This is a genomic window from Mycobacterium sp. NPDC004974 (genome assembly GCF_053600815.1).
Genome location: NZ_JBSGAQ010000007.1, coordinates 155,117 through 169,919, shown reverse-complemented (window position 1 = coordinate 169,919; position 14,803 = coordinate 155,117). Strand labels below are relative to the sequence as shown.

Here is a 14,803-nt window from a genome sequence, read left to right as displayed (position 1 = left end):
TTTGGGTGCGTTTGGCGGCGGTGGGCGCCGCTAATTGCACCGAAATCGCTCGGGAAAATCACTCGATGCGGCGCAGGCGCATGCCGGCGGAACGCAGTTCCAGGGCGGCCAGGCCGCGAATCGCGCGCTGATCTTGACTGCGCCAGGCGCCGACGGGGTCGTCGGACACCGCCGTCAGCTTGGCCAGCGGCCGGTTGGCCAGCGCCCGCAGCGCCAGCAGCTGTTCTCCGGCGGCGGTCGAGGCCAGGGTGATCGCGGTCCACTTGCGCCGGAAGAACCGCACCCGCAGGTACAGCCAGGGCATCGCCACGAACAGGATCGGCGCGGCGGCCACCGCCAGGGCCAGCACCCAGGCCAGCCAGCTCGCCGTGCTGTCCAGGTTGGCGCCCGCACCGGCGATGTCGAGGGCCGCCTCACTGGCGGCGCGCAGCGGCTTGCTCAGCGTGTCACCGATCAGGGGAACGCTGTCGGTGCTGTCACCGGCGGAGCCCAGGTTGTCAGCAACACCGTTGGCGCCGCTCTGGACCTGCCTGCCGACCTCGGCGATGGTCGACACCGCCGAATGCACGGCCAACCCGACCAATATCCACGCCGCGGTCCAAGTGATCACGGCCACGTCGCTGAACAACTGTGCCAACAAGCGGCCGGGTCTGCTGGCATAGGGCAGGTACCGCGATCTCATGAGACCGATCCCAACACATAGGCTGGCCCAATGCGTCCTGCTCTGTCCGACTACCAGCACCTGGCCAGCGGCAAAGTCCGCGAGTTGTACCGCATCGACGACGAGCACCTGCTGTTCGTGGCGACCGACCGCATCTCGGCCTACGACTACGTCCTGGACTCACAGATCCCAGACAAGGGCCGGATCCTGACGGCGATGAGCGTGTTCTTCTTCGACCTGATCAGCGCGCCCAACCACCTGGCCGGACCTCCCGACGACGAGCGCATTCCCGCCGAGGTGCTGGGCCGCGCGCTGGTGGTGAAGCAACTGAAGATGCTGCCGGTGGAGTGCGTGGCCCGCGGCTACCTGACTGGTTCCGGACTGCTCGACTACCAGGCGTCGGGTTCGGTATGCGGCATCCCGCTGCCGCCGGGTCTCGGCGAGGCGAGCAAGTTCGACGAACCGCTGTTCACCCCCGCCACCAAGGCCGACATCGGCGAGCACGACGAGAACATCTCGTACAACACGGTGATCGACCTGGTCGGGCCGGTGCTGGCCAGCCAGTTGAAGGAACGCACGCTGCAGACCTACATACAAGGCGCGGACCACGCGTTGACCAAGGGCATCATCATCGCCGACACCAAGTTCGAGTTCGGTGTCGACGGGCACGGCAACGTGGTGCTGGCCGATGAGGTGTTCACCCCGGATTCGTCCCGGTACTGGCGCGCCGAGACGTATCAGCAGGGAGTGGTGCAAGACAGCTTCGACAAGCAGTTCGTCCGCAATTGGCTGACCGGGCCGGACTCGGGCTGGGACCGGCACAGCGACACCCCACCGCCGCCCTTGCCTGAGGAGATTGTGGCGGCCACCCGGGACCGGTACATCGAGGCGTACGAACGGATCTCGGGTCTGCGGTTCGACGATTGGATCGGCGCATGAGCGAGTCCGTGCAACCCCCGGTCGCCAAGCGCGGCAATCACCGTCGCGAGCATCACGGTGACGTGTTCATCGACCCCTACGAATGGCTGCGCGACAAGGACGATCCCGAGGTGATCGCGCACCTGGAGGCCGAGAACGCCTACACCGATATCGCCACCGCCCATCTGGAGCCGTTGCGGCAGAAGATCTTCGACGAGATCAAGGCCCGCACCAAGGAAACCGACCTGTCGGTACCGATGCGCCGCAATGGCTGGTGGTACTACGCGCGCAGCTTCGAGGGCAAGCAGTACGCGGTGCACTGCCGGTGCCCGATCGGCGATCCTGACGATTGGACGCCGCCCGAGCTCGACGAGGGTGCCGACATCCCCGGTGAGCAGGTTCTCCTGGACGAGAACGTCGAGGCCGACGGCCACGAGTACTTCTCGCTCGGCGCGGCCACGGTGAGCCTGGACGGCAATATCCTGGCCTACTCCGTCGACGTCCTCGGCGACGAGCGATACACCTTGAAGTTCAAGGATTTACGTACCGGCGAGCACTACGACGACACGATCACCGGGATCGGCGCCGGCGGCACCTGGGCGGCCGACAGCCGCACGCTGTACTACACCACGGTCGACGACGCCTGGCGGCCCGATACCGTGTGGCGGCACCGGCTGGCTTCCGGTCTGGCCGCCGAGAAGGTGTATCACGAACCCGACGAACGGTTCTGGGTCGCGATCGGCCGCAGCCGCAGCGACAAATACCTGTTCGTCGCATCGGGCAGTGCCGTCACCACCGAGGTCGCCTATGTCGATGCGAATGACCCGACCGCCGAGCTCACCACGGTGTGGGAGCGTCGCGACCTGGTGGAGTACTCCGTAGAGCACGCCGTCGTCGGCGGCGAGGACCGGTTCCTGATCCTGCACAACGACGGTGCCGAGAACTTCATGCTGGTGGACGCTCCGGTCGGCGACCCGAGCGATTTCCGCACCCTGATCGAGCACCGGGATGATGTGCGGCTGGACGGTGTCGACGCGTTCGACGGGTTCCTGGTGATCAGTTACCGCAGTGAGGCATTGCCGAAGATGGCACTGTGGCCGCTCACCGCGGACGGTTACGGTACGCGCGAAGAGCTGACGTTCGATTCCGAGCTGACCGCCGCGGGGATGGGCGGGAACCCGAACTGGTCCACGCCGAAGCTGCGGATCGGCGCGACCTCGTTCATCACACCGGCGCGGATCTACGACCTGGACCTCGCCACGGGCGAGCGTACGTTGCTGCGCGAGCAGCCGGTGCTGGGCGGCTACCGGCCGGAAGACTATGTGGAGCGCCGGGATTGGGCGACGGCACCCGATGGGGCGCGGATCCCGGTCTCGATCATTCACCGGGCCGGGTTGCAGTTCCCGGCGCCGGCGTTGCTCTACGGCTACGGTGCCTACGAGTCGTGTGAGGATCCGCGATTCTCTATCGCCCGGTTGTCATTGCTGGACCGCGGCATGGTGTTCGTGATCGCGCATGTGCGCGGCGGCGGCGAGCTGGGCCGGCCGTGGTACGAGCACGGCAAGTTGCTTGAGAAGACGAACACGTTCACCGATTTCATCGCCGCGGCACGCCATCTCATCGACGGCGGCGTGACCCGTCCGCAGAATCTGGTGGCTCTCGGCGGTAGTGCCGGCGGATTGTTGATGGGCGCGGTGGCCAACATGGCACCGGAGTTGTTCGCCGGGATTCTGGCTCAGGTGCCGTTCGTGGATGCGCTGACGACCATCCTGGATCCGTCGTTGCCGTTGACCGTGACCGAGTGGGACGAGTGGGGAAATCCGTTGGAGGACCCCGAGGTCTACCGCTACATGAAGTCCTACACGCCCTACGAGAACGTGGCGGCACAGGACTATCCAGCGATTCTGGCGATGACCTCGCTCAACGACACCCGGGTGTACTACGTCGAACCGGCCAAATGGGTTGCCGCACTGCGTCATACCAAGACGGACGGTCATCCCGTGCTGCTCAAGACCGAGATGGTGGCCGGCCATGGCGGGCTGTCCGGACGCTACGAGCGGTGGAAGGAAGCCGCGTTCCAGTACGCCTGGCTGCTAGCTGCCGCCGACGGCGACAACTACGGCAGCGGCCAGGTAGACAGCCTCTTCGGCGGTCCGAACGCTTAACCGCGAAGTCATCGACTTCGGCGGGTTGGGCATCCTGGCCGCGTAGACATTGGCCGGGAACATCGCCAGCATGAGCAGGAACAGGCAGACTGCCGCCGCCACGCGGGTAGGCGGGTAGAGCAGGCCTGCGGCGCCGGCCAGCTCGAGCACGCCGGTGACCGTCACCAGCGCGGCCGGCGCGGGGAGCGCCGGCGGCACGATGGCGATCATGTCGCGCCGCAACGGATTGACGAAGTGCGCGACGCCGGTCATGACGAACATCGCGGCCAGTCCGACCGCGATCGCCTCGGGCCAGCTGTCGAGATAGTCCACGCCCAGCAGGCCGATCAGGCGGGCGGCCACGCTACCCAGAATCAGGGTCAAGAAGACGGCCATCGAAGCTCCGATCTTGTCGGTGTCTAGATCGCCACGCTACGCCTAATCTAGGCGCTGTCAAGATATGGGTTTAGGATGGCTCGCATGGGCTATCACCACGGTGACCTCAGGGCCGTGATCCTCGCTCAGGCCGCCGATCTGGTGGCCGAGCGCGGCGCGGACGGCATCTCGCTGCGCGAACTCGCGCGCGCGGCAGGCGTCTCACACGCGGCGCCCGCGCACCACTTCACCGATCGGCGAGGGCTGTTCACCGCACTGGCCACCGAAGGGTTTCAGCTCCTGGCTGCAGCGCTGACCGAGGCCAGGCCACAGTTCATCGACGCCGCCAAGGCCTATGTGTGCTTCGCCCTCGACCACCCCGGCCACTACGAGGTGATGTTCGACAAATCGCTCTACGACGACACCGACGCTGAACTGGTTGCCGCAGCGTCGGCCGCAGGAGCGGAGCTGAACCGCGGCGTCGGCACCCTGGCCGACCCCAAGGCGGCCGCTGACCCGGACGGCGCCGCGCTGGCCGCCTGGTCTCTGGTGCATGGTTTCTCGATGTTGTGGCTCAACGAAGCGATAGACACCGCAGGCGATCCGATCGCCCAGGTGGAGGGTCTGGCCGCGATCTTGTTCGATGATCAGGTCCGGTAGCGTCCCAGTGATGAGCCTCAACAACATCCCGCTGACCACCCTCGATGGCAAGCCGACGACGTTGGCCGAGTTGGCAAGCGGCGCAGTCCTGGTGGTCAACGTGGCCTCCAAATGCGGTCTGACGCCGCAGTACACCGCGCTGGAGAAGCTCGCCAAGGATTACGCCGAGCGTGGGCTGACCGTCGTCGGCGTGCCGTGCAACCAGTTCATGGGCCAGGAGCCGGGCAGCGCCGAGGAGATCCACGCGTTTTGCACGAACACCTACGGCGTGACGTTCCCGTTGCTGGCCAAGACCGACGTCAACGGGGCCGAGCGCCACCCGCTCTACGCCGAGCTGACCCAGGCCGCCGATGAGGCAGGAGAGGCCGGGGACATCCAGTGGAACTTCGAGAAGTTTCTGCTGGCCCCGGGCGGCGCGGTGGCCGGCCGGTTCCGGCCCCGCACCGAGCCGGATGCGCCCGAGGTGATCGCGGCCATCGAGGCCATCCTGCCGGCCTGACCGAAGGGTCTCGCCGAATGGACATTCGGCGTCAGAGTGTTCGACACCATCCCGACATGTGACGTTGCCACACTGGCGGCGTGACCGGACAACTCATCGTCTCGATATCGCAGATCAGCGATCGAACGCTGGCCGATGTCGCATCGTTCTGTGCCGAGCTCGACACCCGTGGCGTTCCCGCCTCGTTGATGGTGGCGCCGCGGCTCAAGGGCGGTTATCGGTTGGACCGCGATGCCGACACCGTGGAATGGGTGGCGCAACGGCGCAGCGGCGGCGACGCCGTTGTCCTGCACGGGTACGACGAGGCGGCGACCAAGAAGCGCCGCGGTGAGTTCGCCTCGCTGCCCGCCCATGAGGCCAACCTGAGGTTGATGGGCGCCGACCGGGTGCTCGAACACCTGGGACTGCGCACCAGGTTGTTCGCCGCGCCCGGCTGGACCGTCTCGCAGGGCACGGTGACCGTCTTGCCGCGCAATGGCTTTCGTTTGCTCGCTGATCTGAACGGCATCACCGACCTCGTCCGCCAGACCACGACGCGGGCCCGGGTGGTGGGCATCGGAGAAGGATTTCTGTCCGAGCCGTGGTGGTGCCGCACCGTGGTGCTCACAGCTGAACGCACCGCGCGCCGCGAAGGTACGGTGCGCGTCGCGGTTGCCGCGCGGCACCTGCGCAGGCCCGGACCCCGGCAGGCCATGCTCGACGCGATCGACCTGGCTTTGCTGCACCGGTGCGTGCCCACCGTCTACCAGTGGCGAGGATTCTCGGTCCTGACCGAGGCCGCCTGACTAGGGCTAGTCTTGCGTCTCATGGCAGACGCCGATGTCATTGTCGTGGGGGCGGGTCTCGCCGGGTTGGTCGCCGCATGTGAACTGGCCGAGGGCGGGCACCGCGTGCTCATCCTGGATCAGGAGAACGCCGCCAACCTGGGTGGGCAGGCATTCTGGTCGTTCGGCGGATTGTTCTTCGTCGACAGTCCCGAACAGCGCAGGCTCGGTATCCACGACAGCCAGGAGCTGGCCCTGCAGGACTGGCTGGGCACCGCGGGCTTCGACCGGCCCGAGGACCACTGGCCACGGGAGTGGGCGCACGCGTACGTCGATTTCGCGGCCGGCGAGAAACGCAGTTGGTTGCGGGCCCGCGGTCTGCAGATCTTCCCCTTGGTCGGGTGGGCCGAGCGGGGCGGTTACGGGGCGCTGGGCCACGGCAATTCGGTGCCGCGTTTCCACATCACGTGGGGGACCGGGCCGGCGATCGTCGACGTCTTCGCCCGCCGGTTGGTGGGGGAGCCCCGGGTGCGATTTGCGCACCGTCACCGTGTCGATGAACTCATCGTCTCCGAGGGTGCCGTCGTCGGGGTCCGGGGTGCGGTGCTGGAGCCCTCCGACGCGCCTCGGGGCGCACCGTCGTCACGAAACGTGGTCGGCGACTTCGAGTTCCGCGCATCTGCGGTGATCGTCGCCAGCGGCGGGATCGGCGGCAACCACGACCTCGTACGCAAGAACTGGCCGGAGCGCATGGGCCGGGTGCCCGAGCAACTGCTCAGCGGTGTTCCTGCACACGTAGACGGTCGGATGATCGGCATCTCCGAGGCCGCCGGTGCGCACGTCATCAACAGCGACCGGATGTGGCACTACACCGAAGGCATCACCAACTACGATCCGATCTGGCCCGACCACGGCATCCGCATCCTGCCCGGACCGTCGTCATTGTGGTTGGACGCCAACGGAAAACGGCTGCCCGGGCCGCTGTATCCCGGTTTCGACACCCTGGGCACGCTCGAACACATCTGCCGTACCGGGCAGGACTACACGTGGTTCATCCTCGATGCGCGGATCATCGCCAAGGAGTTCGCGTTGTCCGGCCAGGAACAGAACCCCGATCTCACGTCGCGCAGCGTGCGTGACGTCCTGGCGCGGGTGAAGCCCGGTGCGCCGGCCCCGGTGCAGGCGTTCGTCGACCGCGGTGTTGACTTCGTCAGCGCGCGTTCGCTGCGTGAATTGGTGGCCGCGATGAACGACGTGCCGGATGTACTCGAACTCGACTACGCCGCGGTGGCGGCCGAGGTGACCGCGCGAGACCGCGAGGTGGTCAACAGATTCACCAAGGACGGACAGGTCACCGCGATCCGGGCGGCCCGCAGCTACCTCGGTGACCGGTTCAGCCGCGTCGTCGCCCCGCACCGGCTCACCGACCCGAAGGCGGGCCCGATGATCGCCGTCAAACTCCACATCCTGACCCGAAAGTCCCTGGGCGGGTTGGAAACCGACCTGGACTCCCGGGTGCTCAAGGAAGACGGCACCGCGTTCGCCGGCCTGTACGCCGCGGGTGAGGCTGCCGGATTCGGCGGGGGCGGGGTGCACGGCTACCGGTCGCTGGAGGGCACCTTCCTGGGCGGCTGCATCTTCTCCGGCCGAGCAGCCGGGCGGGGTGCGGCCGGCGACATCGCCTGAGTCGGACACCACGGCTGAGCCGTGAAATCAGAATTCAGTACCGTTTTCCTCGGTGAGAACCTGGAATTCGGTGCTCGTCATCTCCGCCAGCCGCCCGTAATAGATCCCGCGCGCGTTCGGCTCGATGATGCCCTGATGGATCGGCACCGCCCGCGCCGGCGCCACCGCGCGTAGGAAGTCCACGGCCTCTGAAATTTTCATCCACGGGGCGGCCGCCGGGGTGGCCAGCACGTCGACCGGTTCGCCGGGGACGAACAGGGCGTCACCGGGATGCATGAGCCGGGCCGGATGTTCGTTGTCGCCCAGCAGGTACGAAATGTTGTCGATCACAGGGATTTCCGGGTGGATCACGGCATGTTTGCCGCCGGTCCCGCGCACGTTGAGTGAGCCGACCCGGAACTCGTCGCCGGGATGCACTGCCTGCCACGGCTCACCCAACTGGGCGGCAGTCTGCGGATCGGCATACAGCGCCGCCTGCGGGTTGGCAGCGATCAGCGCGGGCAACCTCGCGGTATCGGCGTGGTCGAGGTGCTGGTGGGTGATCAAGATGGCCGACAGACCGGTTATGCCTTCGAAACCGTGCGAGAAGTTGCCCGGGTCGAACAGCACGGTGGTGTCCGAAATGCTGGCCAGTAGGCACGAATGTCCGAAATGCGTGAGTTGCATCCCTATATTGTGGCGCTCGGTGGGGTTGTGGCGGGTGATCGTGGCGATGTCGATCGGGCTCTGCGGGCTGGCCGCAGCGCCCCCTTCGGCTTGGTCGGAGCCCAGCGCCGATTGCCCGCCGCTGTGTGACCGCATCCCCGATTCGGCTTGGGTGGACACGTCGAAGATCCCGTTGGACCGTGAGTACCAGTGGCCCGGGCTGGCCGGGTTGGCCGTGACCGCGGTGGTACCGCGCTTCCGCTTCGAGGAGGAATGCGCGTTGCCTCCGATACCAGGCGACCCGCGCGGGTACGCCGTGGCGGCGCGGTCGGAGGTCGGGCGGCCCGAGGGGCACTGGCAACTACGCGTGCAGGTCCTCCATTGGCGCGGGGAGACGTGGCAGGGCGGTCAGACGGCGCTGGCGGTCGTGCAGGGCGCCACTGCCGCGTTGCGCACCTGCCCGGGGAACCCGCCGTCGATCACCACCGAGCGGACCGGACGGCTGGCGGCAGTGGTGAGCCGCGACGGCGGGAGGGTCCTACACCAGTACCTGCTCGCCGATCCGGCCAACAGCACGGTGGTCGAGTTGGCCATGTGGTCGAGCACGCCGCCACAGGTCGCATGGTCGGCCCCAGCGGACGACCGGGTGCTGGATGCGCTGGCCGACCCACTGTGCACGGCCTACATAGGGTCGTGCCGGTAGAGTGTGCGCCGTGGCAAAGGTGGTTGTGCACGTCATGCCGAAGGCGGAGATCCTCGACCCGCAGGGTCAGGCGATCGTCGGGGCACTTGGTCGGCTCGGACATGGTGGTATCTCGGACGTCCGTCAGGGCAAGCGTTTCGAGCTCGAAGTCGACGACTCCGTAGCGGACGAAACCCTGGCCGAGATCGCCGAATCTCTGCTGGCCAATACCGTTATCGAGGACTTCTCGGTGAGCCGGGAGGACGCGTGACCACCCGTGTCGGGGTGATCACCTTCCCTGGGACGCTCGACGACGTCGACGCGGCCCGAGCTGTCCGGCTGGCCGGGGCCGAGGCGGTCAGCCTGTGGCACGCAGACGCCGACCTGAAGGGCGTCGACGCGGTCGTCGTGCCCGGCGGATTCTCCTACGGGGACTACCTGCGCTGCGGGGCCATCGCGAAGTTCGCCCCGGTGATGGGTTCGGTCGTGGAAGCTGCCGGCAGGGGCATGCCCGTGCTGGGCATCTGCAACGGCTTCCAGGTGCTGTGTGAGGCCGGGCTGCTGCCGGGCGCGCTGACCCGCAATGCCGGCCTGCATTTCATCTGCCGCGACGTGTGGCTGGAGGTCGCCTCCAACACCACGGCCTGGACGACCCGCTATGACGCCGGGGCCGACCTGCTGATCCCGCTCAAGTCGGGTGAAGGCCGTTACGTCGCCTCCGAGGCGGTGCTCGACGAGCTCGAGGGCGAGGACCGTGTGGTCTTCCGCTACCGCGAAAACCTCAACGGCTCGATGCGCGGCATCGCGGGCGTGTGCTCGGCCAACCGCCGCGTCGTCGGCTTGATGCCGCACCCCGAACACGCCACCGAGGCGTTGACCGGTCCGTCCGATGACGGGCTCGGATTGTTCTACTCCGCGCTGGACGCGGTTCTTTCCGTCTAGTCCGGGCGGCGTATTTGGTGCGTCGGCTCCGACGGACTGAACACGGTGTTGTGCCGCCGATGACGTTGCGCTCTGCACTCGAGGGCGACTTGGCAACCGTTTCCCTGGGCCTTCTCACCCGCGGCCGGGGGTCAGGTTCCGGCGGGTCCGTATGAGATCAATACAGACGCGCGACACCGTCACGCCCGTCCACATAGAGTCCTTTACCCACCCAGACGGGTGCATTCCGAACGTTCGGGACAGTCCACAGTTCCTGTCCATTGGCAGCATCGACACAGATCAACGTCTCGTCGTGGTGGAGCAGGACACGCTTACCGTCAAACCCCACGACATCCTCCTGCGGCCCCACGTCGTCATTTTCGAGACTCGGCTGAATGTCGATGAAGTCGTCGCCCTGAGTATCGCAGCGTTGGAGCGACATGCCGATGTTGTTCTTTCTGAGCGCGAAGGCGCTGCATGTCTCCGCTGAACCAAGTCCCCTGATGACTTGTGCCGGGTTGTACCCCATGTTCGCAGTCCACAACTCCTCGTGCGAAATTCCGTCTATAGCTTTCATTTTGGAGGTGTTGTAGAAGATCGGATGGTAGAAGCCCGTGGAGTTGTTCGGAGTCACTCTCGTCGTCTTCTGCTTCACCGGCTTGAAATCGGAGTCTGACATCGTCCATGTCTTGTTTCCGGAAAAGTCATAGAACTCGATGTCTCGCCCATTCCGAATGGCGAAACCAGCGGCGAAGGCGATGCTGTCCGGCACCTTGGTCTTGACCCGGGCCAACACACGACCGGTGTTGGCATCCAGTGCGCGTCCGTCGCTCATGACAATCACTCGTTGGTCGCCGTAGATGGCGGCTGGGAAGCCGGTGTCGCGCCACGAGACCGTTCCGTCGGCGTCATAGCCGATGAGATCGTCGGCCCAGGTTGCTACAACGAAGCTGTTGCCTGCCGCTTGTATATCGCGAGGTCGGGTGCCGAGTTCCAAGTACCCCTTCTGCGCCCCGGACTGTAGGTCGGCGAATAGGACAAATCCAACGTCCTGGGTTTTGAAGTCCTCGATAGCGCAGGCGACGGTTGATTCGGCTGACTCGATCACACACTGAACGAGAACATCGTCTAGCTTCATGCCTGGCGGTATGAAGGGCTGCGGCCAACGCGGCGCCCCTGTTGAGGCGTCGAGGGCGATAATTCCTCGGTCGGATTTGACGACGACCGTGTTCGAATTTCCACCGGCGTGGTGAGCCGGGCTGCCTGCTCCATACGTCCACATCGGAGCACCGGGTGCACGTTCAAGAGACGACAACGTTATGTCCCGGGGCGGACGCAGGCTACCGGGTGGCGCTTCGGCCGTCGTCGGGGTGACTTTTGGCTGCGTGGTGGCGGCGGTAGGTGACGTGGTTTGTGGGGCGGCGTCCGCCGCGGGTTCGTTCTCCCCGGAGTTCAGCCTCCACAGCATGGCGCCGGTGCCAACTGACACGATGAGCACTGCCACGACCGTCAGCAGGATCAGCAGTGTCTTGTTGTTCTTACCCCCTGGCGGTGTTGCGGCGGGCAACGGTACCTGGTTGGGCCAACCCACGGGTTGACCCGGCCCGAACGGATCATTGCCCGCTGACGGGAAATTGGCTGAAGAACCCGGGCCGAACGGATCGTGGTTGGGCCACGGGTTGGGGCTTCCCGGTGGCGGGAAGCCCTGCGGTGGGAACGTCACAGTTATGCCGTCAACGCGACCGAGGCCTCGGCGGTGTAGGCCAGGAACGTCAGGGTCTCCTGCAGGTACAGCTGCACGCTCTCCGCATCGTGGGACAGGTAGCCGATCGAGACGTCGGTGCCCAGCTGCAGGTCGAAATCCCCACCGCGGGTCGACAATACGAACGCGCCGTCGATCGCGGGCGCCCAGATGATCTCCCCGTCGACCAGCCGGCTCAGGTGCTCGCGGATCGGATACCCATGCGCGGTGGTCTCGCTGACCTTGGTGTAGATGGCCGCCGAGAGCAGCACCGAGTACGGCCCGTCGACACCGGCCAGTCGCAGCTCGGAAAGGGCCTGGGCGATCACGTCGGGAATCTCGCGGGCGTCGTCGGGCAGCGCCAGCGCGGGGTTGGAGCTTGAGCTGCGGATGCCTTCGATCGAGGCCGCCGGGTAGCCCTCGAAGATCGCCCGGTCCTCGACGAACGCCAGCTTCTTGGCGGCCTCCTTGACCGGATCCCAATCGGAATCCTGGGCGCCGCGCTCGACGTCGTCAATCGCGTTGCGCGACACCGTGAACGGCACCCGCAGCCGCACCAGCGGCTTGGAGTCGCGCAGGTGGGCGACCACGCCGTCCCCGGGCGGCTTCACGTCGAGCAGGTGTCCCGTGCTGATCGCCGCGGTAACCGGGCCGCCGGGCTCGCTGACGTCGACCACGCGCCGCCCGGCGATGTGACGCTTGAAGGTTCGGCTGGCCTCGAGTTCGATCTCGGCCCAGGCGGACTCGGTGATCGGGGCAAGCTCGCGGTACAGGTTGTTCATTGCGGGGTTCCTTTCAGGCTGCCGATCGCCAGGGAGGTGTCTTGCTTGGCTGTCGCGGGTTCTTCGACCGGAACCGGAAGCGGCGGTGGATCATCGAGAAAATCGATGGTGGGCACAAAGAACATGCAGCCGGTCACGGCCGTGGAGAAATCCAGGATCCGGTCGGTGTTGCCGGGTGGATCGCCGATGAACATGTTGGTCAGCATGCGTTCGGTGATGGCCGGGTCCGCGCAGTATCCGATGTAGTACGTGCCGAACTCGCTGCTGCCGAGTTCACCGAACGGCATGTTGCGCCGCACGATCTTCAGCTCGTTGCCGTCTTCGTCGGTGATGACGTTCAGCGCGATGTGGGAGTTGGAAGGCTTGGTGTCGTCGGGCATCTCGATGTCGTCGAGCTTGGTGCGGCCGATCACGCGCTGCTGTTCTTCCACCGACAGCGAGCGCCAGTCCGTCATCGCATGCACGTACTTCTGGATGTGCACGTAACTGGCCCCGGCGAACTCAGGGTCCTCGGTGCCGATCTGAACGGCGGCCGCCGCGGTGGACCCGTTGGGGTTCTCCGTGCCGTCGACGAAGCCGAGCAGATCGCGGTTGTCGAAGTACTGGAATCCGTGCACCTCGTCGACGACCGTGACGGCACTGCCGAACTCCTGCAGCATCCGGTCGGCCAACTCGAAACACACGTCCATGGACTCGGCGCGGATGTGCAACAACACGTCGCCCGGCGTCGACGGGGCGCGGTGACGGCCGCCGTCCAGAGCGATGAACGGATGGAGGTCGGCCGGACGCGGACCGGCGAACAACCGGTCCCAGGCAGCCGAACCGATGCCGGCCACCAGCGACAGCTCTTTGGCCGGATCACGGAACCAGATGGAGCGGACGATGCCTGATATGTCGGGAAGCACGTCGTGAACGGCTTGCTGGCCACCGTCCTCGATCGTCAGCACCAGGAAGATGGCCGCCCGCGTGAGAGGTTTCAGCACCGGCTGCGGGATCGGAACGGGCACAAACCGACCCTACCGACACCTGAGGGGGGTTCGCCGGTCAAGATGAAAAGATGCCAGCTAGCGCCCAGGGCCTGTGCGAGTTCATCGACGCATCTCCGACTCCGTTCCACGTATGCGCCACCGCGGCGCGACGATTGCGCGACGCGGGATACACCGAGCTGGCCGAAACCGACAGCTGGCCTGCCACCGCGGGAAAGTTCTTCACGGTGCGGGCAGGATCGCTGGTGGCCTGGAATACCGAGGGGACCGACCCGGCCGCGCCGTTCCGGGTGGTCGGCGGTCACACGGATAGCCCCAACCTCCGGGTCAAGCAGCACCCTGATCGCGTCGTCGCCGGTTGGCAGGTGGTCGCGCTGCAGCCCTACGGCGGGGCCTGGCTGAACTCGTGGCTGGACCGCGACCTCGGGATCAGCGGCCGGCTCTCGGTCCGGGACGGCAACCGCATCGAACACCGCTTGGTCCGGATCGACGATCCGATCCTGCGGGTGCCCCAGCTCGCCATCCACCTGTCCGAGGACCGCAAGGGCGTCAGCCCCGATCCACAGCGGCACGTCAACGCGGTGTGGGGCCTGGGGGAGCGGCCGCGATCCTTCATCGGATTCGTCGCCGAGCGGGCCGGGAGCACAGAAGGCGACGTGTTGGGCTTCGACCTGATGACCCACGACCTGACGCCGTCGGCGATCACCGGCGCCGAGGGGGAGTTCGTCAGCGCGCCGCGGCTGGACAACCAGGCCACCTGCTACGCGGGTCTGGAGGCGTTCCTGGCCGCGGGCGCGGACTCGTATGTGCCGGTGCTGGCGCTGTTCGACCACGAGGAGGTCGGCTCGACCTCTGATCATGGTGCCCAGTCCGAGCTGTTGCCGACCGTGCTGGAGCGCATCGTGCTCGCCGCCGGCGGTACTCGGGAGGACTTCCTGCGCCGGGCGGCCGGATCGATGGTGGCTTCCGGGGACATGGCGCACGCGACGCATCCGAACTACCCGGACCGTCACGAGCCCGGGCACCTGATCGAGGTCAATGCCGGTCCCGTGCTCAAGGTGCAGCCGAACCTGCGCTACGCCACCGACGGCCGCACCGCGGCGGCGTTCGCGCTGGCCTGCGATCAGGCCGGGGTGCCGCTGCAGCGCTACGAGCACCGCGCCGATCTCCCGTGCGGGTCGACCATCGGACCGATGACCTCGGCGCGCACCGGGATCCCCACTGTCGATGTCGGCGCAGCGCAGTTGGCCATGCATTCCGCCCGTGAGTTCATGGGAGCTCGGGACGTAGCGGCCTACTCGGCGGCGTTGCGAGCGTTCTTGTCACCCGCCTGATCTAG

The 14,803-nt window shown here is 66.5% G+C and carries 16 protein-coding genes; 10 read left to right on the top strand and 6 right to left on the bottom strand.

Annotated features, from left to right (window positions below):
- Positions 1-58: 58 nt before the first annotated feature.
- A complete protein-coding gene (locus ACWEFV_RS18030) occupies positions 59-682 on the bottom strand; it encodes a hypothetical protein (protein ID WP_450071144.1) in 624 nt (207 codons plus the stop codon).
- A 30-nt stretch (positions 683-712) separates the two neighbouring features.
- Here ACWEFV_RS18030 and ACWEFV_RS18025 point away from each other — a divergent pair, with 30 nt between their 5' ends.
- On the top strand, positions 713-1,600 hold the full coding sequence (locus ACWEFV_RS18025) for a phosphoribosylaminoimidazolesuccinocarboxamide synthase (protein ID WP_450071143.1): 888 nt from the start codon (positions 713-715) through the stop codon (positions 1,598-1,600).
- The gene (locus tag ACWEFV_RS18020) at positions 1,597-3,744 is read left to right on the top strand and encodes a S9 family peptidase (RefSeq protein ID WP_450071142.1); all 2,148 of its coding nucleotides are present in this window, start codon (positions 1,597-1,599) and stop codon (positions 3,742-3,744) included. Before ACWEFV_RS18025 ends, ACWEFV_RS18020 begins: the two co-directional genes overlap by 4 nt.
- Here ACWEFV_RS18020 and ACWEFV_RS18015 read toward each other — a convergent pair.
- Entirely contained in the window at positions 3,673-4,119 is a 447-nt protein-coding gene (locus ACWEFV_RS18015; protein WP_450071141.1) for a DoxX family protein, read from the bottom strand. The genes ACWEFV_RS18020 and ACWEFV_RS18015 overlap by 72 nt on opposite strands.
- Positions 4,120-4,203: 84 nt before the next feature.
- On the opposite strand from ACWEFV_RS18015, the gene ACWEFV_RS18010 reads away from it, so the two are divergent.
- The 4 genes from ACWEFV_RS18010 (at position 4,204) to ACWEFV_RS17995 (ending at position 7,707) form a co-directional block, all read left to right on the top strand.
- Positions 4,204-4,758: a TetR/AcrR family transcriptional regulator gene (locus ACWEFV_RS18010; protein WP_450071140.1), complete on the top strand. Its 555-nt coding sequence runs from the start codon at positions 4,204-4,206 to the stop codon at positions 4,756-4,758.
- A gap of 10 nt (positions 4,759-4,768) precedes the next feature.
- Positions 4,769-5,257, top strand: coding sequence for a glutathione peroxidase (locus tag ACWEFV_RS18005; RefSeq protein WP_135452467.1), 489 nt, complete (start codon positions 4,769-4,771; stop codon positions 5,255-5,257).
- Between the two features lie 80 nt (positions 5,258-5,337).
- Entirely contained in the window at positions 5,338-6,042 is a 705-nt protein-coding gene (locus tag ACWEFV_RS18000) for a DUF2334 domain-containing protein (protein WP_450071139.1), read from the top strand.
- 21 nt (positions 6,043-6,063) lie between these two features.
- Positions 6,064-7,707 (top strand): FAD-binding dehydrogenase, encoded by a 1,644-nt coding sequence (locus ACWEFV_RS17995; protein WP_450071138.1) that lies wholly within the window; start codon positions 6,064-6,066, stop codon positions 7,705-7,707.
- A gap of 27 nt (positions 7,708-7,734) precedes the next feature.
- Here ACWEFV_RS17995 and ACWEFV_RS17990 read toward each other — a convergent pair whose 3' ends face one another.
- Positions 7,735-8,373 (bottom strand): MBL fold metallo-hydrolase, encoded by a 639-nt coding sequence (locus ACWEFV_RS17990; RefSeq protein ID WP_450071137.1) that lies wholly within the window; start codon positions 8,371-8,373, stop codon positions 7,735-7,737.
- A gap of 46 nt (positions 8,374-8,419) precedes the next feature.
- Between ACWEFV_RS17990 and ACWEFV_RS17985 the strand changes: the two genes are divergently transcribed.
- The 3 genes from ACWEFV_RS17985 to purQ are packed head-to-tail and all read left to right on the top strand — an operon-like array spanning position 8,420 to position 9,976.
- Positions 8,420-9,055: an ATPase gene (locus ACWEFV_RS17985; RefSeq protein WP_135452476.1), complete on the top strand. Its 636-nt coding sequence runs from the start codon at positions 8,420-8,422 to the stop codon at positions 9,053-9,055.
- A 10-nt stretch (positions 9,056-9,065) separates the two neighbouring features.
- Positions 9,066-9,305: a phosphoribosylformylglycinamidine synthase subunit PurS gene (gene purS, locus ACWEFV_RS17980; protein ID WP_075919398.1), complete on the top strand. Its 240-nt coding sequence runs from the start codon at positions 9,066-9,068 to the stop codon at positions 9,303-9,305.
- Entirely contained in the window at positions 9,302-9,976 is a 675-nt protein-coding gene (purQ, locus tag ACWEFV_RS17975) for a phosphoribosylformylglycinamidine synthase subunit PurQ (RefSeq protein WP_039325285.1), read from the top strand. The genes purS and purQ overlap by 4 nt, the downstream gene beginning before the upstream one ends.
- Positions 9,977-10,133: 157 nt before the next feature.
- Here purQ and ACWEFV_RS17970 read toward each other — a convergent pair whose 3' ends face one another.
- Genes ACWEFV_RS17970 through ACWEFV_RS17960 form a run of 3 tightly spaced genes read right to left on the bottom strand, consistent with a single transcriptional unit; the run spans position 10,134 to position 13,485 of the window.
- Positions 10,134-11,678 (bottom strand): outer membrane protein assembly factor BamB family protein, encoded by a 1,545-nt coding sequence (locus ACWEFV_RS17970; RefSeq protein WP_450071136.1) that lies wholly within the window; start codon positions 11,676-11,678, stop codon positions 10,134-10,136.
- Positions 11,679-11,680: 2 nt separating this feature from the next.
- On the bottom strand, positions 11,681-12,478 hold the full coding sequence (locus ACWEFV_RS17965) for a family 1 encapsulin nanocompartment shell protein (protein WP_135452481.1): 798 nt from the start codon (positions 12,476-12,478) through the stop codon (positions 11,681-11,683).
- Positions 12,475-13,485 (bottom strand): Dyp-type peroxidase, encoded by a 1,011-nt coding sequence (locus ACWEFV_RS17960; protein ID WP_450071135.1) that lies wholly within the window; start codon positions 13,483-13,485, stop codon positions 12,475-12,477. Before ACWEFV_RS17960 ends, ACWEFV_RS17965 begins: the two co-directional genes overlap by 4 nt.
- Before the next feature lie 50 nt (positions 13,486-13,535).
- Between ACWEFV_RS17960 and ACWEFV_RS17955 the strand changes: the two genes are divergently transcribed.
- Positions 13,536-14,798, top strand: a complete 1,263-nt coding sequence (locus ACWEFV_RS17955; protein WP_450071134.1) for a M18 family aminopeptidase — start codon at positions 13,536-13,538, stop codon at positions 14,796-14,798.
- Positions 14,799-14,803: the final 5 nt, after the last annotated feature.